The organism is Vibrio sp. S9_S30 (genome assembly GCF_014694455.1).
Classification (GTDB): domain Bacteria; phylum Pseudomonadota; class Gammaproteobacteria; order Enterobacterales; family Vibrionaceae; genus Vibrio.
The window spans coordinates 24,100-46,384 of sequence record NZ_JAAUWT010000005.1 but is presented as its reverse complement, the minus strand read 5'-3'; the positions used below and the strand labels follow the sequence as shown (position 1 = coordinate 46,384).

The window sequence follows — 22,285 nt, the reverse complement described above, 5'->3', positions numbered from 1 at the left end:
TCAGTTTTTTCTTTATGTGTATTTCGCTTTATGCATATTCGTTTTGCGAAAATTGGTTTTGCGAAAATTGGTTTTACGAAAATCAGCTTTGTGCGTATTTGGCTTGCTTTCGGTATTCATGAAGCAAGGGTTCTGTATAACCGCTTGGCTGTGTGGCGCCTTTAAAAATCAGCGCTCTGGCGGCTTGGTATGCGGTGCTCGACTCAATATCCGGTGTCATGGGTTTGTAGCCGACCTCCCCTTGGTTTTGGTCGTCGACCACTTTTGCCATTCTCGCCAAAATGCGTTCAACCTGCTCTTTTTTGCACACTTTATGCGCTAACCAGTTCGCAATGTGCTGGCTAGAGATTCGCAAGGTCGCTCTGTCTTCCATCAAACCCACGTTGTTGATGTCGGGTACTTTGGAACAGCCCACACCCATTTCAACCCAGCGGACCACGTAACCCAGAATCCCCTGAATGTTGTTCGCCAACTCTTGCTCAATATCCTCTGCCGTTAGGTCGGTTTCTTGCGGCATAAGAGCCATTTTCAGCATGTTGTTTTTAAGTGAACCTGCGTCGATCTCTAATGCCTTTTGGCAATCAAAGACATTCACTCGGTGATAATGTAAGGCGTGTAGGGTGGCAGCCGTTGGTGATGGCACCCAAGCCGTTGTTGCACCGGATTGTGGGTGAGCCACTTTTTGCTTCATCATCTCTGCCATCTCATCTGGCATCGCCCACATTCCTTTCCCAATCTGAGCTTTACCGGAGAAACCGCAAGCAAGACCAACAGCAACATTGTTTTGCTCGTAAGCCGCAATCCAAGGCTGGTTTTTGATCTCACCTTTTGGAAGAAACGGACCGGCTTCCATACTGGTATGAATTTCGTCACCAGTTCGGTCCAAAAATCCCGTATTGATGAACACCACTCTTTCTTTCGCTTGGCGAATACACTCCTTGAGGTTGAGTGAAGTGCGGCGTTCTTCGTCCATAATCCCGATTTTTAAGGTATTCGGTGCGAGACCTAACATGGACTCAACACGGCTAAACAGTTCACAGGAAAACGCAACCTCTTCAGGTCCGTGCATCTTGGGCTTCACGATATAGATACTTCCTGTTCTGCTGTTTGAGACGCGACATGCGCTTGCATTCTTAATGGCTATACTGCCAATGAGTGAGGTAACAATGGCATCCATAATGCCTTCGGGAACCTCATTCCCTTCTTGGTCTGTCATTAAGTCGATCCCCATTAGGTGACCAACGTTTCGAATCATCAATAGTGAACGACCATGCAAGATGTAGTCGTCACCATTTCTACCGGTATACACTTTGTCGTCATTAAGCTTACGCGTTTGCGTTTTGCCATTTTTGGTAAACTCCGACTTTAGTGACCCTGTCACCAAACCAAGCCAATTAGTGTAAGCCTCGACTTTGTCGTCACCATCAACCGCGGCGATGGAATCTTCAAAATCCATAATGGTCGACATTGCGGATTCGATTTGAATATCATCGATGCCCGCCAGATCTTGGCTTCCAATGGCTCCACAACTATTGATGATCATCTCGATGTGCAGACCGTTGTTTCTCAAAATGATCGAGGTTGGCTCTCTATCGAGGTCGCTCGCCGCGACAAATTGACCTGGGTATTTCAAGCCCGCTTGAGTGCCGTCTGGAAAAAAGGCGAGCAGGTTTTTGAAATACACGGTATAGCTTTCAACGTCGTGGTGCGAACCTTCGTTAAGAGGGAAGACTTCGTCCAAAAAGTCTTTTGCAAACGCAATCACTTTTTTGCCACGTGCTTGGTTGTATTTTTTACCTACGCTCATACCCGCGCCGTTTTGGCTAATCACATCGGTGCCATAAAGTGCATCGTACAAACTTCCCCATCTCGCATTCGCGGCATTCAGTGCAAATCGTGCGTTACGAATCGGAACAACAAGTTGCGGGCCTGCTATTGATGCAATTTCTTCATCGACATTTCGCGTTTCGATTTGAAAGTCTGGTCCTTCTTCTTCCAAGTAACCGATCTCTTCCAAAAACGATTGATATTGGTTTTGTGAAAAGGAGCGGTTATCACGATGAAATTGGTCTATCTGAGTTTGCAATTGCTGTCTTTTTGCTAATAAAGCTTGGTTACGAGGAGTAAGTTCGCCGACTAAACGCGCCACATTTTCCCAAAACGCATTGGGCTCTAAATCGGTTAATGGCAGTACTTCTTGATTGATGAACTCATAGAAGCCTTGATGAAAATGACATTCCTTTATTTTGGGTAGACTCATCGCTTCATTCCTCGTGAAATTCTTGGTCTGGATATTCATGTATTCCCTTAGGGAAAGGGTTGATTAAGTGAGCAGCTTCTCCTTTTGAATCATTTCTGCTCGCTTATTGTTCGCTACACATTCACTTTAACTAAATATTTACTAAAATTTCACAAAGAAAATTTCACAATGTAAATTTTACAACTATGAAAAATACAAAAAGTCTATTTAGACAATCCCATTTTTTGGGCACAAAAATCCGTAACCTACGGAAAAGAAACAATTTAACGCTGGAAGATCTGTCGTCACGCTGTGTAAAATTGGACCCTGAATCTGCCCCTTCCGTCTCTTATTTATCGATGATTGAACGTGGGAAACGGGTGCCAAGTGAAGACATGTTGGACGTCATCGCGTCGGTTTTTCAGAAAAATATGCAGTGGTTTCTTGATGATGCGCACGATCAAAAAGAAATCGTTCCTGAAAAAGGAAGCCGTGGGGGTATTCGCGGTATGGCCCTCGAACCCAGCTTTCTTTTCTCGAATGAAATTTTACAAATCGCCATTCCTGAAATGCTCTCTCAGACGGGGACGACTGGTCGTCAATTTGCGCATTTGCTGATTCGTGCTCACCAAGAACACCACCAAAATCACTTTCCTGATTTAGAACGCGCCGCAGAGGACATTGGGAAAAAACGAATGCCGCTAAGCGTGGAAGATTTGCTCGAAATCTGTGAAGACGTCGGTTTGAAAATAAAATGGTTCGAAAAATCACCACAAAGCAGCCTGAGCGCCAATGGAATAGAGGTACACCGTGTTGTTCGCTCCTACTTTGAAGCACCAGCAACCTTGCATTTGAACAAAACCCTGAAGAAGGATCCCATACGCCTTAAATACGATTTAGCGGTCAACATCGGGCACATGGTGTTGCATGAAGGGGATGGGGAAAAAAGCATGGTTATCGCCGACAGTAGCCCAAGCTATGAGGTGCGTGATGAATCAAAGTCCGGCGGGTCAGTTGAATTGGATTCGACCAAGATCCTCCACGCATGGCGAGACTTTGAGTGTTCTTTTTTTGCGGGGGCGCTTCTTTGCCCACGCGTGCCTTTTCGTCAGCTATTGGACAGAAATGGCTATGAAATCGACGTTTGCAAACAAGCAGGTGTATCGGAATCCGTGGCAATGCGGCGTATGACGGCGGTTTCTCCCTACCCCCATTGGCATTATTTTGATGCGTATAACCCCGGTAAGCTCAAGGCAGTATACCGCGGAAACGGCATTCCTCTTCCATGGGGAAACATGCGAATGGTGGAAGACCCTTGCCAACACTGGTCGGTGTTTAGAATGGTGTCTAACGATGACAAACTGAACGACGATAGAACCGTCGCCCAAATTTCCATTCTCTATCAAAACGACGTGCCGCATATTTACTGTTGTGAGTCGAAGAAAGTCATGGATTTGGCAGGCAACCCACATGTGTTATGCACAGGCGTCGATTTAAACCCAGCAATTGACGCACAAGGGCATGACTCTGTTGCCGTCGCTAATCTCTTAAAAGACGCGTGTGTACAAAATGGGGGGACAGCGATCATTCCGCTAAAAGTTCGACAATTGCTGATGACCGTGGCGCGTATTCTAAACATCAATTGGGTGGAACGTGGGATAGACAACCGCGCACGCCTGATTTGTTCACGCGGTGCGGTATGCCCACGCGTACCAAAGTGCTACTCCGGCTTAGAACCCATTTAGAAAACGGATAACGCATTTAGGAAGCTGAAATACAAGAAAAGCGCGAATCAACTCGCGCTTTTTCATGTGTAAAAAACGTTAGATTAACGAAAGGTATTAATCGTTTTGGCTGTTTGCTTTAGGGTGACGTCTGCGCTGAGGTTTTCTTGCTGGCTTCTCAGACGCCCCTTTGTTTTCGTTTGAATTACGGTGACTTCGCCCCTGCTTAGGCTTTTGTTCATCAGAGTTAAAACGTCTTTTCTGACCGCCTTGTTTCTGGTTTTTACTGGAAGAATTAGAGCTGGATTTGCCTTCTTCATTCTGTCCAGTAATAGCTTTGTTTTTCTTCGGCTTTTTAGGCTTGATCGGGCGCGAATCAAGTTTTGATGCTGGAAGCGGATGCACTGGTACATAACCTGCCAGTGTTTCTCGCGGAATCAGCTTTTGAATTAGGCGTTCAATGGCAAAAAGCTCTTTGGCTTCATCTGCACACACCAATGAATACGCTTTACCCGACTCGCCAGCACGCCCGGTACGACCAATTCGGTGGACGTAATCTTCTGGCACATGGGGTAAGTCGAAGTTAACGACTTGAGGCAACTGAGGGATATCCAAACCACGCGCCGCAATGTCCGTCGCTACCAGCACCTTAATTTGACCGGTTTTGAAATGTTCCAAGGCTTTGATCCGTGCGCCTTGGCTTTTATTACCATGGATGGCTGAAGAAGAGATTTTTTCCGCTTCAAGGAAACGGCTCAGCCTATTGGCACCGTGTTTTGTTTTCGAAAACACAAGAACTTGCTTCCAATCATTATCTTTAATCAACTGCGCAAGAACCGATGGCTTCTGCTTTTTGTCTACAGAGTACAGGTACTGCTCTACCGTTTTCGCCGTCGCGTTTGGAGGACTGACTGAAATCTGTTCTGGGTCCTTCACTAGACCTTTTGCTAGCTGGCGAATGTCGTCAGAAAACGTGGCTGAAAACAGTAAGTTCTGACGTTGAGTCGGAAGGAAAGACAAGATCTTTTTAATGTCTCGGATAAAGCCCATATCCAGCATGCGGTCAGCTTCATCTAAAACCAGCACTTCCAACTGGGAAAACTTAACGGCATTTTGTTGGTAAAGATCCAACAATCGACCAGGCGTTGCCACCAAAACATCGGAACCTTTGCGCAACTTCATCATTTGAGGGTTAATTTTTACACCACCAAACACCACATTGGACGTTAAAGGGAGGTATTTGCCGTATTTGACAACACTACCATTCACCTGTGCAGCCAACTCACGAGTCGGCGTCAGTACAAGGGCGCGTACATTATTCGCTTTAACCTTAGGACCTTTTGCAAGGCGTTCTAGGATTGGAAGTGTGAATCCCGCAGTTTTTCCCGTTCCCGTTTGGGCAGCAGCCATAACATCTTTTCCTTTGATGACCGCTGGTATTGCTTTAGCTTGAATTGGTGAGGGCGTTTCGTACCCCAACTCTTCAATCGCTTTCATGATTTCAGCAGACAAACCCAAAGAGGAAAAACTCATATTAAACATCTCATTCTATGAAGTAGCACACAGGCGCTAAAAGGGGCGTCATTCTGCTTGTTTTCAACGGTTAAAGCAACTAACGATTATATGAATCATACATTCATCTTCTATTCATGGATCTTTTCATATTATTAACTTACTCATTAACGACATAAGGATCACTATGAAACGAATTCCACTTTCTATTGCATCAGCGGGTATTGGGCTTATCGCGCTGTTTGCTGGACTCTTCATGGCCGTATTCATCGGTATCGTAGCGTTAATAATGGGAAGAAGATTCGAACAGAATATGGCAAAAAACCACTTTCAGTATTACGGTTCGGCGGTTCACTACTCAACCATAATTGAAGGGGAATATGATGATATTACAAGTAAGTAAGAGAGAACGCGTAAAGCAAGCACTAAGAAAACGTAGTGTGTTTGCTTTTTATTTAGCGGCATTGGTGACGACTTTGATCTTGACCTACTCTGAAGCAGATCACAAAAAACAAGATACTAATTTGACAACACAGCCACAAATTCAGCTTCAACCAGTGAATTTTGAGTTTGACGAATTCATAGCCCGTAATGAAGGTCAGATTTTCTCAATCTAAGGCGGCGAGGCGTAAACGCCGCCAAATCGATCACACTTTTCATGCAATCAAACACACCACACTAATACTTTTTGCGACATGAAACATTCACGTCACGAATTAAGCGCATTAGAAGTAAACAAATTGTTGCAAAAATCACTCAAGGTTGCCAACTTATCAGGTATTTAAACCATTATGTTTCAATTACAACGTGCTTAGCACTGTCATTAATTTTACTAGCAGAATAAGCCACTCAACTTTACAATCCTCGCGAACAACAATAACAAATACCCTACAAAAACATTATCCCTAACCCAGCTTATGATTGAGCCGTGAGGCTGTATCTAAGCAATAAAACGTGAAAAGGTTTAAAGTAAAGATGAGTCCAGAAAAATACCTTCTAGACTGGCAAACGAGCCAAACCAATGCTGAGTCCATATTCCCTATCCTTGGCCAGCTATATCGACAAAAAGGCGTCGAGGTTTTGCTTTTTGGTCGTCCTCTCGTGAACGCATCGACAATTGATATTGTTAAAGCACACCGACTCGCCCGCCGCTATGTTGGTCACGATCTTTCCCCATCGCAAACCCTTCCTGTTCTACAGCAACTCAATGAGATGTCATTATCGCCATGTCGTATCGACGTTGGGCAACTCGCTCATAATTACTGGCAAAATAATGATGATGAATCCAACCTAAGCGATTATTTGTCCTCTGCTCTTGTCGAGCCGCTAAACGGCGCACCAATGACAGAGCCTCGCGATGTCGTACTTTATGGCTTTGGTCGTATTGGTCGCTTACTGACTCGGCTTTTAGTTGAGAAAAGTGGCCCTGGCTACCCGCTCAGACTTCGTGCCGTTGTGGTACGCGGTGGTAAAAAAGGCGACCTCGAAAAACGGGCTAGCTTACTTCGTCGCGACTCCGTTCATGGTCAGTTTAATGGCAGCATTATCATTGATGAAGAGAACAAAGCCATCATCGCAAATGGCAACTACATCCAGTTCATCTATGCAAACAAGCCTGAAGAAGTGGATTACAGCCAATATGGCATTCAGGATTCTTTGGTGGTTGATAATACGGGTGTTTGGCGTGATACCGAAGGACTTGGTCAACACATCTCTTGCAACGGCGCATCTAAAGTGCTGCTGACAGCCCCTGGTAAGGGCGATATTAAAAACATCGTATTCGGGGTGAATGAACACATGATTCAGCCTGATGACACCATTGTTTCTGCGGCAAGCTGTACAACTAACGCTATCACACCCGTATTAAAGGCCATTAACGATAAATATGGCGTCCACTCGGGTCATATTGAAACCGTGCATTCGTATACGAATGATCAAAACTTGATTGATAACTTCCACAATGGCGAGCGTCGTGGTCGAAGTGCCTCTCTGAATATGGTTCTCACGTCGACAGGTGCTGCAAGTGCGGTAGCAAAAGCGCTACCTGAATTGGCAGGAAAGCTTTCTGGAAACTCTATTCGGGTTCCAACGCCCAATGTGTCCATGGCCGTTGCGAATTTGAATTTGGAATCGCAAGTCGATAAAGAATCACTTAACCAATATCTTCGCGAAATGGCATTGAATTCGCCGCTCGCGGGCCAAATTGATTACACTGAGTCAACCGAAGTGGTGTCTACTGATATTGTTGGTTCACGCCACCCAAGTGTTGTTGATGGTGCAGCCACTATTGCTCAAGATAATCGCTGCGTACTTTATATTTGGTACGACAACGAGTTTGGCTATAGTTGCCAGGTTGTTCACTGCATGGAACAAATGATGGGGGTGCGTTACAAAACCTACCCAACCGTTTCGTAATGTTTGGATGTCTGCCTGCATAGCGCTGTTCGATCTTATTAGCGTTATGTTCAGGCAATCATAGTATTTCGATAATAATAATCCTATTTTTCCGCCCACGCTCCACTGGGCGGTTTTTTTTTAAGCGTTACCTGAAAATCAGGTGCGGCTCCCCTTCTATTTCGACTCTTCTAATTTTTGTTTTGTAGACTTTCGCGAGTAACTTCGGATCCATCATCTCATGAACATCTCCGAATCCTTTCGACGTTCCGTTTTCGAGCAAAAGTACTTTGTCGGCGTATTGCAAGGTTCTGTTTAAGTCATGATTTGCCATGACAACCGTGATACCGAGCTTGGCAATTTGTTCGATCAATTCATACAACAAGGATTCTTGCCCAATATCTAGCGGCGCAGCAGGCTCATCTAGAATCAAGACTTCCCCATAAGGATTCCATTGCGGCATCACCTGAATGCACATTGCTGCCAACCTCACACGCTGCCATTCCCCTCCGGATAAGGTCGTGGTATCTCTCCCCAGTTTGTCATCAATCTGAAGCTGAGAACAAAGAGTTTCTAATGGCTCACCCAAATCGGCTAGCGTGTGACGATTGGGAACGGAAAGCGACAAAAATTGAAGCACGGTCATAGTAAAAGTAGGACGTTCTTGTTGCACAAGATACGCTCGAACAGCCGCTAATTCCTCTAGTGAATATTGCTCAATGTTTCGGTCACCATAATGAACATCACCTTTATATCCGAGTAAACCGGACAACGCAGAAAGCAGGGTGCTCTTTCCGCTGCCATTCGGACCAATCACATGCAGCACTTCCCCTTTTTTCACGTTAAATGAAAGAGGCAGAAGCCGATTCCCTACAGACAACGCATTAACGCAAATCATGATTTCTTAATAGCATCCAAATAAAGAAAGGGGCACCGATAGTGGTCGTGACGACACCAAGCGGTAATTCCGCGGAATCGAGTGAGATTCGAGCCAGAATGTCCGCAAAAACCAGCAAGCCCGCACCAGCAATGGCAGACATGGGCAACAGGTATTTATTTTCTGTTCCAAAGGCTAAACGCAATAAATGAGGAATGACTAATCCAACAAAACTGATGATGCCTCCTAATGCAACTGACATTCCCACCAGCAAAGAGACCGCGAGAATCAACCGCCAGCGCAATTGGTTTACATCAACGCCCAACTGTTTAGCGTGTGTTTCCCCTACCATAAGTTTATCCAGTTTATTACCTTGCAAACATAACCAGACGATAACAGGGAGCATAAACAATGTGAGCGTATGTTGATGCCAACTGGTTCCACCAATGCTTCCCATCAGCCAATACATGAGCACGCGCATACTCATATCATCACTAAAATAGAATGCCCAAGTCACCACAGCACCCGACAAAATGCCGAGTGCAACACCAACCAATAGAAGCCTTGGCGTACTTAACCTCAAACTTCTCGCCATACTCACAATCACAAGCGTAAACAGTAATGATCCTCCAATCGCAGCAAGCATCGACACTTCTGGGCTTGGCATCACGGGGAGAAGAAATAGTACAACGACCATTGCTAAACTCGCACCGCCAGAAATGCCGAGCACGCCTGGCTCTGCAAGCGAGTTGCCTAGCAATACTTGAAGGCTCGCGCCTGAAATGGCTAATGCTGAACCTATTGCTACAGCCGCAAGTAAACGAGGCAACCTGAGTTCCATAAGCAACATTTGATGGAGCGGTTCGGAATAGTTAAAGGGGGAGATGAAAACTTCACCGATAGACAAATAGCTAAGGCAAAGAACAAGCAGCAAGATCGAACTTGCAATAAAGCAATTCTTCCATCTGCGCTGCTTGTTTTGAATCAGTTGACTAAAGTTCATATTGGCATGGTTGGTAAGCATGTCGATACCATACCGATATCAAACCATATTAAGCAAGTATCAATCTAAATTAACTGCGACTAACTGGCCATTTTCAAAGCACGTTTCCGATTCGACAACCATAACAACGGCTCGTTGACCCAGTGTCACTTTCGGGTTTGGGAAGACAATGGCTTCTCCTTGCTTTTCTGCATAGAGCAATGTATCGCCATCAAAACCCAAGAGTTCGCCTTTCTCAAAACGCGTAAAGTTCGCGACGTCATTAGAAAAAGTGAAACTGAAATCGAGATGATTCTTAATGATGGTGCGACTCACAGCATACACTTTTAAATCGTTTTTCTTTTCAGGCATTCGACTATCGGTCAGTAATGCGCGAAGAGAGCGATCAAATGCAGAAATTAAGCTTAAATCGTTACTGCCAAGCTTGGAGACTCTTCCAAGCTCCATTGTTAACGCTTGCGCACCATAAAAGTGTGCTGAGTGCCAACTGAACGTGCTGGTCGGTGAATTAGAAAGCAACAGTGCTTCAATTTGCCCTGCCTCTAGGAATTCAACCAGCGCTTTAGAGCGAACGGGATGAACAACATAAGGGCTCACCGCAAAAGTAAAGTGCTCTGATGCGCGGATGGCACAATGCAAATCAAGATGCCAGCGAGTAGCTTGCTCGGTGCCTTCAAAGAACGACTTAACATGCGCTTTTAACTTCGCTGCTATTTCTGTTTCGATGGTTTCTGGTCGTTCGCTTTCATCAAACAATCGATTTAAGTTTTCTGTCACAAAACGCGTGTGTTGGTTTGTCGCTTGAGGGTGCCCCAAAATGAGCAAACATCTTGAAGTAGGTTCAAAGCTGCCATCCACGATATCGTTCACCAATTGGTCAACTAACTCCATTGGCGCGGTTTCATCACCATGAATACCCGCAGACACAATGATACTCTTGCTGTCTTGAGAACGTTGCTTGGGCTCCCAAAGAAGGACACCACGATCCACCCAATTAAGAACACCCGAAGACAATGAAAGGGATTGAGGAGAAAAACTCCCATCAAAATCCAATGTATCGTAAAGAAAAGACTTTTTGAAAAGTGAACCCTGCATTGTACAACTCCCTGTCCGGCTCAACATCTGTTGCAACAATGTTACATCTGAGTAAAGTGGAAGTACATACGATATAGAATATATTTAGACTTAATAACCAAGTAATTAAAATGAAAGCGTCATAATATCTAACAACCTTTAATATACCAAAATGACTTACTATTCGTACTGAAAGAATATTTATTTCTTAAAATATACAAACTAAGAGTAAGATTTGACACAGTGAGGATTTAACTAAAAAACTGAAGCACATTATTCAATGGCACTTCAGTAAGTTAAGTGAACAATTTCGGTGGTGTAAAAAGGCGAACTCGATTTGAATCAGTCGGATTTTTTATTCTCTACTTTTACAATCGAGTCTGCGGTTAGCTCGTAGTAATAGGCGTCCTTGTCGATATTAAAAGCTATTCCTTTCTCATCAAAATCATGGTGAGTTTCCGTAAATCTGATATTCACTTTGTCTCCATGACCAGTGAATTCAATGATATCAAGAAGTTCGGGGGTTTCATAACTGTCTATGCTACCAGGATTAATAACAAGATAGCCCAAGTACAGAATTTTCTCACTAGTTACATTATAAACACTAGCTCCCCAAGAGACTTGGTCTCCAATATCTGCAAAAATGAATTCATGCTTGTTAGTTTTAATTGTGTAAGGTTTGAAGTAAGACGCATCACCGAATTCAGTTTCCTTGAGTAGAACATTACCATCGCGCTCAAACTTGGTAGTCATTCCCCATCCTTCACATACAGTAAGATGAACTGCAACACTAGGAATTTCGTACACTTTTTGGCATTTTGGCTTTTCCGATGACCATGGTCCCTTCTGATCAAATATATTTTGAAGTGGGGTCAGTGGAATGAGATTTCTGGATCCAGAATACCCATTAAAGCTTAGTAGTATTAAAGCCCAAAGAACTATGTATTTCATAATTACCTATTATCGAGAATTTTGCTGAAACTGACGCTCGTATCCACAAAACACTGAGGTAGTGCAGATGACTGAATTTGAGGAGCAGATAAAGGACATTTTTTAAATACATTGAAAGGGTCAATTCTTCCTGCCAAACCCCTATCTACATAGGGTGCCAACCTTATCTCGAAATGGAGATGTTCTTCTCTCACATCATCGTTTTTTGCGTTACCGCTATCACCTGTATAGCCAATATGCTCTCCAGCATGAACCAGATCGCCTTTGGAAACAGTGACACTTTTAAGGTGGGCATAGAATGCATAGTGAATTTTGTCATTAAAAAGAAAGGATACACATAGTTGCTTTCCGTAATCACCAAAGTTGCGAAAGTACTCAACTTTTCCTGTAGCGATAGAATATACCGGAGTACCCACTCTTGCTTCAAAATCCCAACCTTGATGCCCTCGTTTGCTCCCATCTCTGTTTCGTCTTACATATCCAAACGTATGTCTTTTCGATCCTCTCCTGATCTTATTTTTCTTTAATGGCCAAATGATAGAAAATGGGGCAATCTTAATAGAAGGCAACTTTGATTGATTAATTTTAGTCTTATCGAGCACCTTTGATAGAGTTTTGTGCGAACGTCCGTTTACATCAATTCGCCCGTCGGGTTTTGCCATTCCAACCATTAGAGCCTGAAAAGACTTTATCGCCCCAACTGTTTTTGATTTAGCTGGATTGGAACCTAAAGAACTGTCCTCTGCCAGAGGCTCTTTAAGATTGATTAAACTAGCCAGTTTATTAAGAGAAATTTGAATTCGTTTTATATCAGAATAGGCGTTTTTACCTTTAAGCCCAACTGACCCAGTTAACGTTATTCTTGTCATTTTTGTTCCTAGCAACATATGCAACTTAACACTGCTTACAAACTATTCGATTTACTAGAACAAACCAATATCGCACTGCGTACTTTTAGAAGGCTAAATGGATTACTGCGAAGAATATCGCACTATGGAAGAAAGAACCCCAAAGCATTTTCTTTGGGGTTAACAAAAGCTTAACTATTAATCTTCGCCAACAAGGCTTCAAACTCAGAAATTTTCTTCTCGACTTGATCAATGCTCTGTTGCCAGAAGGCCTTCTCTTCCAGATTCATGCCTAAGTGTTTCTCTACGACTTCTTCTGCTTTCATTCGACCCGTATCACGAAGTAACGCGACATAATCAGGATAGAAATCTTCTCCTTTAGAGTCGCGTTGAGCGTACACGCCTTTACTGAATAAGTAGCCAAATAGGTACGGATAGTTGTAAAAATTGACTTCAGGAATACTGAAGTGGAGCTTACTTGCCCAGAAATAGGTGTCTGACTCTGGCATCACGCTGCCATACCACTCTTGCCACGTGCTATCCATTAGCGCGCACAATTCTTCTGACGACAGCTCCGCTTTTTTACGTTTCTCGTAAAATTCACGTTCGAACTCAAAACGTACGGGAATGTTCAACATAAAGGCGACGCAGGCAAACAACTCTTCCCACAACATTTCTAGCTTATCTAAGTCGCTTTCCGCCTGTTCTAACAACGCATCGCGAACAATGTTCTCAGCAAAAACAGAGGCGGTTTCTGCAAGCGTCATCGGGTAAGAAGTTTCAGCCAGCGGCATGTCCTTCATCACCCAGTTGTGGAATGCGTGCCCAAGTTCATGAGCAAGGGTGATCAAATCTTTCTGACTGCCGCTCCACGTCATGAAGACGATGGGAGTGCGTGTACTTGCAAGTTTATCGCAGTAAGCGCCTTGCCTCTTATTCGGTTGGGGAGCCGCATCTATCCAGCCGTTTTCCACCATAAGATCGACAAAGTCTGCCATTTCCTGAGACACGGAAGCAAACGCGCTCTTAATGATCTCGATCGCCTCATCAAAATCATAAACCTTGGTTACCCCATTGGTTAGCGACGGCATTGCCGCATGCATATCCCACGGTGTTAACGTTTCAGAGCCTCGTACAATTGCCATTAATCGTGCGGCTTTTTGTGAAATTTCTTTATTATCCCATGCACTGCCAATCAATGCATCGAGCGTTTTTTCAGATATACGGCTATCGTTCAAGCTGGGTTCTAAGAAGTTAGAAATGCCTCGCTTCTGCGCTTCTGTGTGTCTCCACCCCGCGAGTGCGTTGACGATGGCTGCAAATGTTTCTTTGTGTGTTTCCATTGCAGTTTGAATGCCCCGCCATGTGGGTTCATGCTTGTCAACGTTACCGCTGAATAACTCACTTGCAGCTTGCGACAGAGCCACTGTTTCTGAGGAGCCATCTTTATAGGAAACATTTACCTTCAATGTTCCTGTAAGATTATCGTACAACCGCCCCCACGCCGTCTTACCATCGACTTGCAAAGCAGACAGCAACTGCTCTTGCCCAACCGATAACCTTTGAGACGCTTTTTCTCTGAGGCAACGAATCGCAAAACGTTGCGCTTTCACATCGTCGCTCTGATGGCTGAGTACTTTTTCAACGATGTCCTCGCCTACCGTCACAAGTTTATCTTGATATGGGCTGTAGGCTTGCTGAAGATTCGCACCTAATTTCGTCGTACGACCAACCAATTGCTTGGCTTTGCTCAATGTGGAATTAACGGAAGCGTAGCAATTGGCGAAACTGGAAATAGTGCTAAGGATTTTGAAAACATTGGAGTAGGTAACAATGCCTTTTTGGAGTTGAGTAATGAGTCGCTCACCTTCATCAAACCCTTGTTTTGAATGGTAATTAAGCTGATCTATACCTTGCTCAATAGTGTGGATATCTTTTTCGATTCTGGCGTCATTAAGATTCTGATATGCGACACTGAGATCCCAGCTTGGAGCTGTCATTTTTATTTCCTTATGGTAACGCCAATGCTCCTCACTTTTATGAAAACCTGTTCTGCTTTGCAAAGTTCAATATGTGTAACAGAGGCATTAGCGATTGATAATGTAGAGTAAAGTGCAGGGTTGCGCCAATCTAGACCCAATACGCTTGCTAGTATCATTCTGATTACACCACCATGCGTAACAATCAGCGTATTTTGCTGGCAAGTTTGTGTTAGTGCTTGCCATTCCGATTCAACTCGATCATGAAACTCTTCTAATGTTTCAGCATTGGGGAGTGGATGACTTGCCGGGTCCCGCCAAAAATCATCCAGAAGATGCCAATGAGATGGTATTGAGTCGAATGGTTTCCCATCCAAATCCCCAAAAAACATTTCTTTGAATGCTTCTGACACTTCAACGCTTGCTAAGGGCTGAGAGCTGTTTTCTGCAGTCGAGTCTTTCCCTAACGATAAGAGTTTAGCTAAATTCAAACAACGAGATAACGGTGACGAAATGATAGAATTAAAAGTACCGATTTCCGATACCAAATCTTGAGCAATTTGAGACTGCAATGCTTCCGATACCTTAGCGTCGGTCAGACCATTCAGAGCGGGTTCCCCCGTCACTTTTCCATGTCTCACTAAATAAATGTTGTAATTGGCGACCATTTTCCTTTCTTAATTTCTGTGAATGAACGCTGTGCCTATTTTCGGCTCCGGCAGCGCCATGATTAAGATAATTGGGCTCTATGACTTCAAAGACAACGGCAATCCGGCGGCAACAAAGGTCACTTTACTGCATACAGTAGCCATCTTCTGATTCATCCAGCCGGCATGATCCACAAACAACCGGCTTACTTTGCCTAACGGGACTATCCCCATTCCAACTTCGTTAGATACAATAACAAGGCGGCAACGAGACGCAGTAATGGCATGCACGAGTTCCGCGACGTTTTCGTGTACTTGGCTATCTGCCGCTTCATCTCCTAGCTTGAACAAAACATTATTCAACCAGAGCGTTAAGCAATCTAACAAGACGACACAATCTTCATCCAAAGCTTGAATTACAACAGCAAGATTCAGCGGTTCTTCAATAAGATCCCAGCTTTCACCTCTTCGTTCTTGATGTATGTCGATCCGTTGCGACATTTCTTCATCAAACGAAATCGCGGTTGCAATGTATATTTTTTTTAGGCTGTAGGCATTTGCCATTTCTTGCACACACTGCTCTGCGTAAGTCGACTTTCCGCTTCGTGCGCCCCCCAAAATCAAGTGATGTTTGTTCATGCCAAATTTCCCATCGCACCTAATACAATCAAATAGAAAAGGAGCTCGACAAGTTGTTGAGCAGCACCTAAGCAATCCCCAGTAAAGCCCCCTATCCGAGCCATTAACCAACGCTTAAATACGATGCGAAAAGCGATCCCAGTTACACCGACGATAACGACGGAAATGAAAGGCAACCAAAGTATCGAAGCCATACCGCAAACGAGTAAAAAAAGAAGTTCAGAGAGGGATTGCTTTTGCGCAAGGGGCTTACTTTTACTGGTATCGGAGTCCGAAACATAGGGTGTATCGTAGATAAAACTGGCGGCAACCGCGCGGCTAAAGGTATACCCTGCGATCCAGATTAAAAAGATACTCTCATGCTGTGCTAATGCCGAAAGCAATAAAAATTTGCCCAACATCGCCATAATAAGCGCACTGGCACCATAGGTCCCGATTCGGCTGTCTTTCATGATCGCCAAGCGCCGCTCTCGTGTCATTCCGCCCCCTATTCCATCAGCCATGTCCGTAAGGCCATCTTCATGGAAGGCGCCCGTTAACATGAGGCTAAATGTCATCGCGATAAATACCGAAATCTGAGACGGAAAGAGTAAATTTGATGCCTCAAAGACCAAGGCGCAGAGCAGACCGAGTATCGCGCCAACCACGGCAAAATATCTGCCAGCCCTATTCATACGTTCGTCTGAATAGGGGGTCGAAGCGGGGACAGGAATTCGAGAAAAGAAACTCAGAGCAAGACAGAACAACTGAAGTTGGTTTTTCAGCCAACTCACACGGTTACTCCTGCACTGTCAAAACTCGCCATGTCGTTGTAAAACGCGGCGGCGGCAAGTACAAGTGGATACGCTAATGCTGCCCCTGTGCCCTCTCCTAGCCTTAGGCCAAGATCGATCATAGGTTTTGCTCTTAACGCTCCAAGAACAAGTTTATGGGCATGTTCTTCTGAACAATGAGCAAAAAGCATGTAATCCCGAACGTCAGGTTGAATTCTATTCGCAATCAACCCAGCGACTGAAACAATGAATCCATCAACCAATACGGGAATTTTCTTATCGCAGGCCTCCAGAAAAGCGCCCACTATTTGAACGATTTCAAAACCACCCACTTCGCTTAGCATCACCAAAGGATCTGAGCTCAAATGCGTTGCATTGCTGCGCTCGATAGCTTGTTGCACAAGCTTAATTTTACGAGAAAGCTGTTCTTGATTAATCCCCGTTCCAACCCCTACGGATTCTTCTGCTTCAATACCTAGCGCTAAACTTAGCAGAGCGGATGCACTACTTGTGTTCCCAATGCCCATTTCACCAAACATGAGAATATCAGCACCATGTTGGCTAAACTTTGCGATCAGAGTTCGCCCAAGCTTGATGCCCTGATTGACTTGCTCTAAAGACATCGCTGGGCTTTTCACAAAGTTTTCCGTTCCCGAGCCGAGACGCTGCACAAAATAGTTGCTCTGACTCGATTCGACTGGTTGCAAGATACCTGCATCGACGATCGATAAATCAATATTATTGAGCGTACAAAAACAGTTGATTGCTGCCCCACCAGCCAGGAAATTCCTGACCATCTGCTGGGTTACCGCACTCGGTGCGATGCTTATCCCCTCTTCGGCGATCCCGTGATCGCCAGCAAATACGATCATTTGAGGCTTATTTAATACGATTCTGTTTATAGCACTTGATTTGTTTTGGCTTTGAATCAAGGCCAATTGATGTGCGGTGTCTTCCAACAAACCGAGCGCACCGGGCGGCTTCGTTTTCTGGTTGATGACATTTTGAATGTGGTTAGAGTGTGTTTGGTCTAGCATTTTTCTTCTTATTTTGACTACTTAGGCGCATCGTAGTCTACTCGCTCAATGCACCTCAGGCTATGCTGAATATCAAGGTATTTGTACAACTCATACCGGAGTATTTTATGAGCAAATCGAATCAGATAGTGATTTGCTTCATTATTTTCACGATACACTATTATTAGTTACGGAATTATCACTGAAAAGCGGAGTTCAATCCAGTACGGGAAACGGTCAAGATGAGCAGTGGCTCATTCTGGCTGGAGCCCATATTTAACTAATATCGACCAATAGGTACCATTTTTCTTGATTTTTCTTAGCCCAGCATTGAAATCATGGATGAGCTGATTCGCGTAAGGGTGGTGCTTACTGGTAGTAATATGCAATGCATTTACGGACAATGAGTTTTCTGAAACCTCGAACAGGTCTGGGTTCAATCCATTTTCAGTCATAAGATAGGACGCAACAATAGGCTCTTCTATGGTCAAATCTATTCGACGTGCGATAAGTTTTTTTAAGTTACTTAATGTATCTGCGACCGGATCGCGCTGAAATAACAAGGAACTTGAAAAGTCGTCATCATAACCATAACTTCTTACGATACCTACATTTCTTCCTCTCAAACTTTCCATTCCAAAATATTCGAATGGATCGCCTTTCAATTTTATGAACTTAACCTTGCTGTAAAAATAGGGATCACTGTATTCGAGGTAGGTTGCTCTTTCTTCGATATACCAAGTCGCAATTAATACATCCACACGGTTTTTTTTCACCTCATGAATGGCTCTAGAAAATGGCATAAGCTTAAATTTAAGATCGTAGCCTTGGGATTTAAACGCTTCGGTAACAATATCGACAGCAATACCTTTGTCTTTACCCGACATAGAAAATGGCGCCCATCTATCTTGTACACCGATGATTTGTTGTGCGGATAAAATACGAATATTCGACATGCTAGCGATGACGGTAACAAGGAAGAGAAAAAGCGTTTTGTAAACCATACTCCACCTTCCGTCCCCAAAATACGTGACCAATGACAGATGTCCTTTTTCAGCCCAACACTTGTCCAAACAATACGTTAACATATTAATAACACAAATATCACGTATCAACCAACTGATACAGCAAGTTCGATGAATATCACTAACAAGACGTTACATCAGTATGTTCGCTTCATCCTGAGACCTCATACACGGCTCCCTTGGCAGCCATCTCAATTACCTTGAAAGCCATCTCAATGTGAAAGAACAGCGTCAATCAATCCTAAGTGGTTGCTAAGGTCTATTGATCTTTCGGGATTCAATGTGTTTTTAGTTCAATGCTTTTTAGTCATAGAGCAAGGTGTGACGCCTAGTTGATCCCACTGATTGCCAGCGGCAATTGCTCTATCGCAACCCATGCCATGCGCCAAAAAGAAATGGCGTTCGGAAAGTGACATAACGAGCCATAAAAAATAACCATTCGACTCAGGCTGTTACGCCTTCTTTATTACACTTTTATTATTAACGCATTCAGAGTTAGCATTTTGGGAATCGATTTTCAAAATGCAAATGCACCTTTGCAATAATAGGAAACAACAAGCACATCAACCCATTACTTTTATATAAATCATACAGATACATTCAACCACTAAATTGGCACATCTATTGCTGTTGTCTAGTACAAGCCATTTAAGAAATGGAACGTAGGGGGCAATATGATGGCAACAACAAATATTTTGCTTGTTCAGCACAACAATGAAAAACCCAAAGAAGTCGTCAACCGGCTTAGGGTGATATTTTCTGGGCTGAATACGAAAGCATTGACCATCACATTGTGGCACCGCCTAAATTCAGATTTGGAAAATGAATTACAGAGCGATTTTCCTACGGTTAAGTTTTATTCTTCTGCGATTTGCAATTCTGAATCTTTATCGCGTTGGTATCAAAAATACCAAGTCGGAAAAAGAATGGTACGGAGTGAGCAAATATCCTTAATTCATTGTCTGGACATCCAATGCTGTCAATGGATGAACTGGGTCTCTAATCATTGCAACGTCCCGATAATAGCGGATATTGGCTTTGAGTTTGCAGAAGCGCATTCATTGCCGTTAGGCATTAGGTTGATGCCCAAACTGATTGCACCTAGCAATAACATTTCGAATGCACTTAAAGCATTTGGGTATCCGTGTGAGCAGTTGGCGGTTATCCCCAGTCCAGTTTCGCTAGCAGAAGTTAAATCGAGTACAACAGAAGCGCTTAATTTAAAATCGCACTTCGGCATCAGGGAAGACGAGTACATTCTGATCAATTCGGAGCCATTAGTACTGTCAAGTGGCATTGATTCACTGATACAAGCACTCTCGAGCGTGCGCGTGGCGCAACCCAATGTTCATTTGGTTTTGTTGGGGCAAGGAGAAGAACGATGCCAGCTAGAACAACAAGCCATGCTGCTGAACATGAAAGAATTTGTGCATTTTGTTAAGAGTTCCGACGACCATAGCCCCTATTTAGCACAAGCCGACGTTTACATTAGTGGAGCCCGAAAAGAGGGGGCAAGACCCCACATCCTGACTGCCGGGCAAAACCGCCTCCCTTCTATTGCTCCTATGATAGGCAGTAACCCAGAATGTATTCGCCAAGGTATAACCGGCTTTTTGGCGTTGGCACATTCGCACGTTTCCATCAGCGAAGCCATCGAAATGATGACCGCCGATCCGGATCGCCTATCTTACTTTTCGGAACAGGCTTACTTTTTTGCACAACGATTATCCGACCCCAAACGCTACGGTGCATCCCTCGCATCGGTATACAAGCAAGAAATCGACACACATTTTGAAAATAATGACTCGGACCATTTGTCTCCTCTTCTTAATAATTTGGGCTACATCACTAAGTTGCTAACAGGTAGTAAAGCGACGGGAGGTTCACTATGAACAATACATCTCACATACTGGTTGTCTCACCAAACGAGCAAGGTCAAAGTGCGAAAAGCCTTACTCAAGATGTACTTGGTCAGCTAAAAGGTGACGATACAAAAATCACTGTGGTGGCGCCAGAGCATTCCAAAATCGAAGGCTACAATACGATCTCGATGGGCAACCAGACCATGTCTGCCCATGTTCACGCAGTGTCTCGTTGGTATCGCACCGTGATGTTTTGTTGTTATGTGCTTTACGCAAGAATCAAGTTTGGTGCAATCTCAAGTGTTTTACTCACCGCTCAACCGAGTCACAGTTCTCCTGTTTACTGGCTTCGACATATACTCAAATACCAAGTTGTTCAGATTGTGTGTCAGCCTGTGAGTTGGACCCCTAAGAATGGTGCCAGTCTCATCAAAGCAGACCACGTGTTTTACTTGCAAAGCATGCGAGAATCCATGTTTGAAGCCATTGCGTGTCAATGGCAACATTGCCCAAACACCACCGCTCACCAGCAAGCCCTCGATGTTATTCAAAGCGAAAAGTTCACTCCCTTCAAATTGGGATACGTTCATATAGACCAAGCTGTCGAAAACAGCACCGAGCATACTCAAGTGTATTGCGAAACTCAGACAAAGAATTTGTCTCACCTGCTTGATGCTTTAGCACACATTAAGCAAAGTGCTCGCCCTTCTATTCAGCTGAAACAGGTAAGTGCGGATGAAAACCAAAATACCGACCTAAAACATCAATCAGATCATTTGGGCTGCTGCAAAATTGAAGGCTCAATACCTTGGTCACCAGGGCACATTTATCTTGCATTACCCGAAAACCCAGATAATGAAAGACAGATACTAAAAGCATTGAGTTCTGGAATGTGCGTGATACTACCAGCAGACGGTTCGTTTTGGGACTTGGCGTTATCGAACCAAGTCAATTGCCTAAAATACAAGCCATATGACACGTCCTCTTTAAAAGAAAAGTTAGAATTAATTGTTAATGAGCCGGCTTCCCTTCATCAAATATCGAAAGCGGGTGCGCACATCGCTCATGGTTATCGTGCAGACCAATGCTATAACAGTATCATTTCAGCGCTAACCAATCGTTCTATTACTGAACAACACGATTAGGACACGTTGACCCAAATTTCGGTTACGTCACTGGTTCAATTGGCACTATCGGACAAGATCGATAGTGCTTATGCTTCTTATATTTCTGCTACTTCTACTACTTCTACTACTTCTACTACTTCTACTACTGAATATATCGAAGCCCCACTCTCTCGCTCAGCAATTCTCGCCCTTACCAATATATCCATTTGCACTTACATCCATTATTTCAATGAAAACGGAAACAACATAGGAATGGAGAGAACTTCTCTATCGCAGAGCATGGTCTATACTGATAGATAACGTGTATACAAAAAGAGGTCATCCTAGTATACGAGCACAAGAATTGTTAGCCCTAGGCATGTAACATGCGGGCATAACAAAATCGGCTCTTCGTTATCTCATTTTGAGACAGTAAATGAATCGAAGAAGTGAGAAATTAGGGTCTGTTGAACTAGGCAAGTTGAACATTGAGGGGGATCTTCATTCTCAACTTGCATGAAGCCAAGATGTAGGAGGCGTTATGTTACCTAATCGACAACCGAACAAACCAACAAAACAGAAACCCACAGCCAAAAAAGGCTCACCTAAGGCACGG

Annotated in this window: 20 protein-coding genes; 6 read left to right on the top strand and 14 right to left on the bottom strand. The window is 43.9% G+C overall.

The genetic code is table 11. The features are described from left to right. Positions 1-12: 12 nt before the first annotated feature. Positions 13-120: a pentapeptide repeat-containing protein gene (locus HC752_RS25410; RefSeq protein ID WP_190334501.1), complete on the bottom strand. Its 108-nt coding sequence runs from the start codon at positions 118-120 to the stop codon at positions 13-15. Next, a complete protein-coding gene (locus HC752_RS07390; protein ID WP_190334500.1) occupies positions 83-2,260 on the bottom strand; it encodes a malate synthase G in 2,178 nt (725 codons plus the stop codon). The genes HC752_RS25410 and HC752_RS07390 overlap by 38 nt, the downstream gene beginning before the upstream one ends. A gap of 185 nt (positions 2,261-2,445) precedes the next feature. On the opposite strand from HC752_RS07390, the gene HC752_RS07385 reads away from it, so the two are divergent. Next, entirely contained in the window at positions 2,446-3,984 is a 1,539-nt protein-coding gene (locus HC752_RS07385; RefSeq protein WP_190334499.1) for a DUF3612 domain-containing protein, read from the top strand. Positions 3,985-4,080: 96 nt separating this feature from the next. Here HC752_RS07385 and HC752_RS07380 read toward each other — a convergent pair whose 3' ends face one another. Next, on the bottom strand, positions 4,081-5,496 hold the full coding sequence (locus tag HC752_RS07380) for a DEAD/DEAH box helicase (protein ID WP_190334498.1): 1,416 nt from the start codon (positions 5,494-5,496) through the stop codon (positions 4,081-4,083). Positions 5,497-5,662: 166 nt separating this feature from the next. On the opposite strand from HC752_RS07380, the gene HC752_RS07375 reads away from it, so the two are divergent. The 3 genes from HC752_RS07375 (at position 5,663) to HC752_RS07365 (ending at position 7,890) form a co-directional block, all read left to right on the top strand. Next, positions 5,663-5,878 (top strand): hypothetical protein, encoded by a 216-nt coding sequence (locus tag HC752_RS07375; RefSeq protein WP_190334497.1) that lies wholly within the window; start codon positions 5,663-5,665, stop codon positions 5,876-5,878. Beyond that, entirely contained in the window at positions 5,856-6,092 is a 237-nt protein-coding gene (locus HC752_RS07370; protein ID WP_190334496.1) for a hypothetical protein, read from the top strand. The genes HC752_RS07375 and HC752_RS07370 overlap by 23 nt, the downstream gene beginning before the upstream one ends. Positions 6,093-6,450: 358 nt before the next feature. Further along, complete coding sequence (locus tag HC752_RS07365) at positions 6,451-7,890, top strand: glyceraldehyde-3-phosphate dehydrogenase (protein WP_190334495.1); 1,440 nt, start codon at positions 6,451-6,453, stop codon at positions 7,888-7,890. Positions 7,891-8,017: 127 nt separating this feature from the next. Here HC752_RS07365 and btuD read toward each other — a convergent pair whose 3' ends face one another. From btuD to HC752_RS07310, 11 genes are all read right to left on the bottom strand, one after another. Further along, a complete protein-coding gene (gene btuD / locus HC752_RS07360; protein ID WP_190334494.1) occupies positions 8,018-8,767 on the bottom strand; it encodes a vitamin B12 ABC transporter ATP-binding protein BtuD in 750 nt (249 codons plus the stop codon). Beyond that, on the bottom strand, positions 8,754-9,749 hold the full coding sequence (gene btuC / locus HC752_RS07355) for a vitamin B12 ABC transporter permease BtuC (RefSeq protein WP_190334714.1): 996 nt from the start codon (positions 9,747-9,749) through the stop codon (positions 8,754-8,756). The genes btuD and btuC overlap by 14 nt, the downstream gene beginning before the upstream one ends. Positions 9,750-9,809: 60 nt before the next feature. Continuing rightward, on the bottom strand, positions 9,810-10,844 hold the full coding sequence (locus HC752_RS07350) for a succinylglutamate desuccinylase (RefSeq protein ID WP_190334493.1): 1,035 nt from the start codon (positions 10,842-10,844) through the stop codon (positions 9,810-9,812). A 321-nt stretch (positions 10,845-11,165) separates the two neighbouring features. Beyond that, on the bottom strand, positions 11,166-11,774 hold the full coding sequence (locus HC752_RS07345) for a hypothetical protein (RefSeq protein WP_190334492.1): 609 nt from the start codon (positions 11,772-11,774) through the stop codon (positions 11,166-11,168). A gap of 2 nt (positions 11,775-11,776) precedes the next feature. Next, entirely contained in the window at positions 11,777-12,643 is an 867-nt protein-coding gene (locus HC752_RS07340) for a M23 family metallopeptidase (RefSeq protein WP_190334491.1), read from the bottom strand. A gap of 170 nt (positions 12,644-12,813) precedes the next feature. Continuing rightward, positions 12,814-14,622 (bottom strand): M3 family oligoendopeptidase, encoded by a 1,809-nt coding sequence (locus HC752_RS07335; protein WP_190334490.1) that lies wholly within the window; start codon positions 14,620-14,622, stop codon positions 12,814-12,816. Positions 14,623-14,624: 2 nt separating this feature from the next. Next, positions 14,625-15,269 (bottom strand): histidine phosphatase family protein, encoded by a 645-nt coding sequence (locus HC752_RS07330; protein WP_190334489.1) that lies wholly within the window; start codon positions 15,267-15,269, stop codon positions 14,625-14,627. A 78-nt stretch (positions 15,270-15,347) separates the two neighbouring features. Beyond that, the gene (gene cobU, locus HC752_RS07325) at positions 15,348-15,887 is read right to left on the bottom strand and encodes a bifunctional adenosylcobinamide kinase/adenosylcobinamide-phosphate guanylyltransferase (RefSeq protein ID WP_190334488.1); all 540 of its coding nucleotides are present in this window, start codon (positions 15,885-15,887) and stop codon (positions 15,348-15,350) included. Next, positions 15,884-16,660 (bottom strand): adenosylcobinamide-GDP ribazoletransferase, encoded by a 777-nt coding sequence (locus tag HC752_RS07320; RefSeq protein WP_190334487.1) that lies wholly within the window; start codon positions 16,658-16,660, stop codon positions 15,884-15,886. The genes cobU and HC752_RS07320 overlap by 4 nt, the downstream gene beginning before the upstream one ends. Next, a complete protein-coding gene (gene cobT / locus HC752_RS07315; protein ID WP_190334486.1) occupies positions 16,657-17,697 on the bottom strand; it encodes a nicotinate-nucleotide--dimethylbenzimidazole phosphoribosyltransferase in 1,041 nt (346 codons plus the stop codon). Before cobT ends, HC752_RS07320 begins: the two co-directional genes overlap by 4 nt. Before the next feature lie 233 nt (positions 17,698-17,930). After that, positions 17,931-18,680 (bottom strand): substrate-binding periplasmic protein, encoded by a 750-nt coding sequence (locus HC752_RS07310; protein WP_190334485.1) that lies wholly within the window; start codon positions 18,678-18,680, stop codon positions 17,931-17,933. Between the two features lie 695 nt (positions 18,681-19,375). On the opposite strand from HC752_RS07310, the gene HC752_RS07305 reads away from it, so the two are divergent. Beyond that, on the top strand, positions 19,376-20,593 hold the full coding sequence (locus tag HC752_RS07305) for a glycosyltransferase family 4 protein (protein ID WP_190334484.1): 1,218 nt from the start codon (positions 19,376-19,378) through the stop codon (positions 20,591-20,593). Then, positions 20,590-21,708 (top strand): hypothetical protein, encoded by a 1,119-nt coding sequence (locus tag HC752_RS07300; RefSeq protein ID WP_190334483.1) that lies wholly within the window; start codon positions 20,590-20,592, stop codon positions 21,706-21,708. The genes HC752_RS07305 and HC752_RS07300 overlap by 4 nt, the downstream gene beginning before the upstream one ends. Positions 21,709-22,285: the final 577 nt, after the last annotated feature.

What these genes read in the sequence shown, in the direction of transcription:
- HC752_RS07370 (WP_190334496.1), top strand. Translation starts at nt 5,856, where the DNA reads ATGATGATATTACAAGTAAGTAAGAGAGAACGCGTAAAGCAAGCACTA.
- HC752_RS07350 (WP_190334493.1), bottom strand. Translation starts at nt 10,844, where the DNA reads ATGCAGGGTTCACTTTTCAAAAAGTCTTTTCTTTACGATACATTGGAT.
- HC752_RS07385 (WP_190334499.1), top strand. Translation starts at nt 2,446, where the DNA reads ATGAAAAATACAAAAAGTCTATTTAGACAATCCCATTTTTTGGGCACA.
- HC752_RS25410 (WP_190334501.1), bottom strand. Translation starts at nt 120, where the DNA reads ATGAATACCGAAAGCAAGCCAAATACGCACAAAGCTGATTTTCGTAAA.
- HC752_RS07380 (WP_190334498.1), bottom strand. Translation starts at nt 5,496, where the DNA reads ATGAGTTTTTCCTCTTTGGGTTTGTCTGCTGAAATCATGAAAGCGATT.
- btuC (WP_190334714.1), bottom strand. Translation starts at nt 9,749, where the DNA reads ATGAACTTTAGTCAACTGATTCAAAACAAGCAGCGCAGATGGAAGAAT.
- HC752_RS07390 (WP_190334500.1), bottom strand. Translation starts at nt 2,260, where the DNA reads ATGAGTCTACCCAAAATAAAGGAATGTCATTTTCATCAAGGCTTCTAT.
- HC752_RS07330 (WP_190334489.1), bottom strand. Translation starts at nt 15,269, where the DNA reads ATGGTCGCCAATTACAACATTTATTTAGTGAGACATGGAAAAGTGACG.
- HC752_RS07300 (WP_190334483.1), top strand. Translation starts at nt 20,590, where the DNA reads ATGAACAATACATCTCACATACTGGTTGTCTCACCAAACGAGCAAGGT.
- HC752_RS07375 (WP_190334497.1), top strand. Translation starts at nt 5,663, where the DNA reads ATGAAACGAATTCCACTTTCTATTGCATCAGCGGGTATTGGGCTTATC.
- HC752_RS07305 (WP_190334484.1), top strand. Translation starts at nt 19,376, where the DNA reads ATGATGGCAACAACAAATATTTTGCTTGTTCAGCACAACAATGAAAAA.
- cobU (WP_190334488.1), bottom strand. Translation starts at nt 15,887, where the DNA reads ATGAACAAACATCACTTGATTTTGGGGGGCGCACGAAGCGGAAAGTCG.
- HC752_RS07345 (WP_190334492.1), bottom strand. Translation starts at nt 11,774, where the DNA reads ATGAAATACATAGTTCTTTGGGCTTTAATACTACTAAGCTTTAATGGG.
- HC752_RS07335 (WP_190334490.1), bottom strand. Translation starts at nt 14,622, where the DNA reads ATGACAGCTCCAAGCTGGGATCTCAGTGTCGCATATCAGAATCTTAAT.
- cobT (WP_190334486.1), bottom strand. Translation starts at nt 17,697, where the DNA reads ATGCTAGACCAAACACACTCTAACCACATTCAAAATGTCATCAACCAG.
- HC752_RS07365 (WP_190334495.1), top strand. Translation starts at nt 6,451, where the DNA reads ATGAGTCCAGAAAAATACCTTCTAGACTGGCAAACGAGCCAAACCAAT.
- HC752_RS07340 (WP_190334491.1), bottom strand. Translation starts at nt 12,643, where the DNA reads ATGACAAGAATAACGTTAACTGGGTCAGTTGGGCTTAAAGGTAAAAAC.
- btuD (WP_190334494.1), bottom strand. Translation starts at nt 8,767, where the DNA reads ATGATTTGCGTTAATGCGTTGTCTGTAGGGAATCGGCTTCTGCCTCTT.
- HC752_RS07310 (WP_190334485.1), bottom strand. Translation starts at nt 18,680, where the DNA reads ATGGTTTACAAAACGCTTTTTCTCTTCCTTGTTACCGTCATCGCTAGC.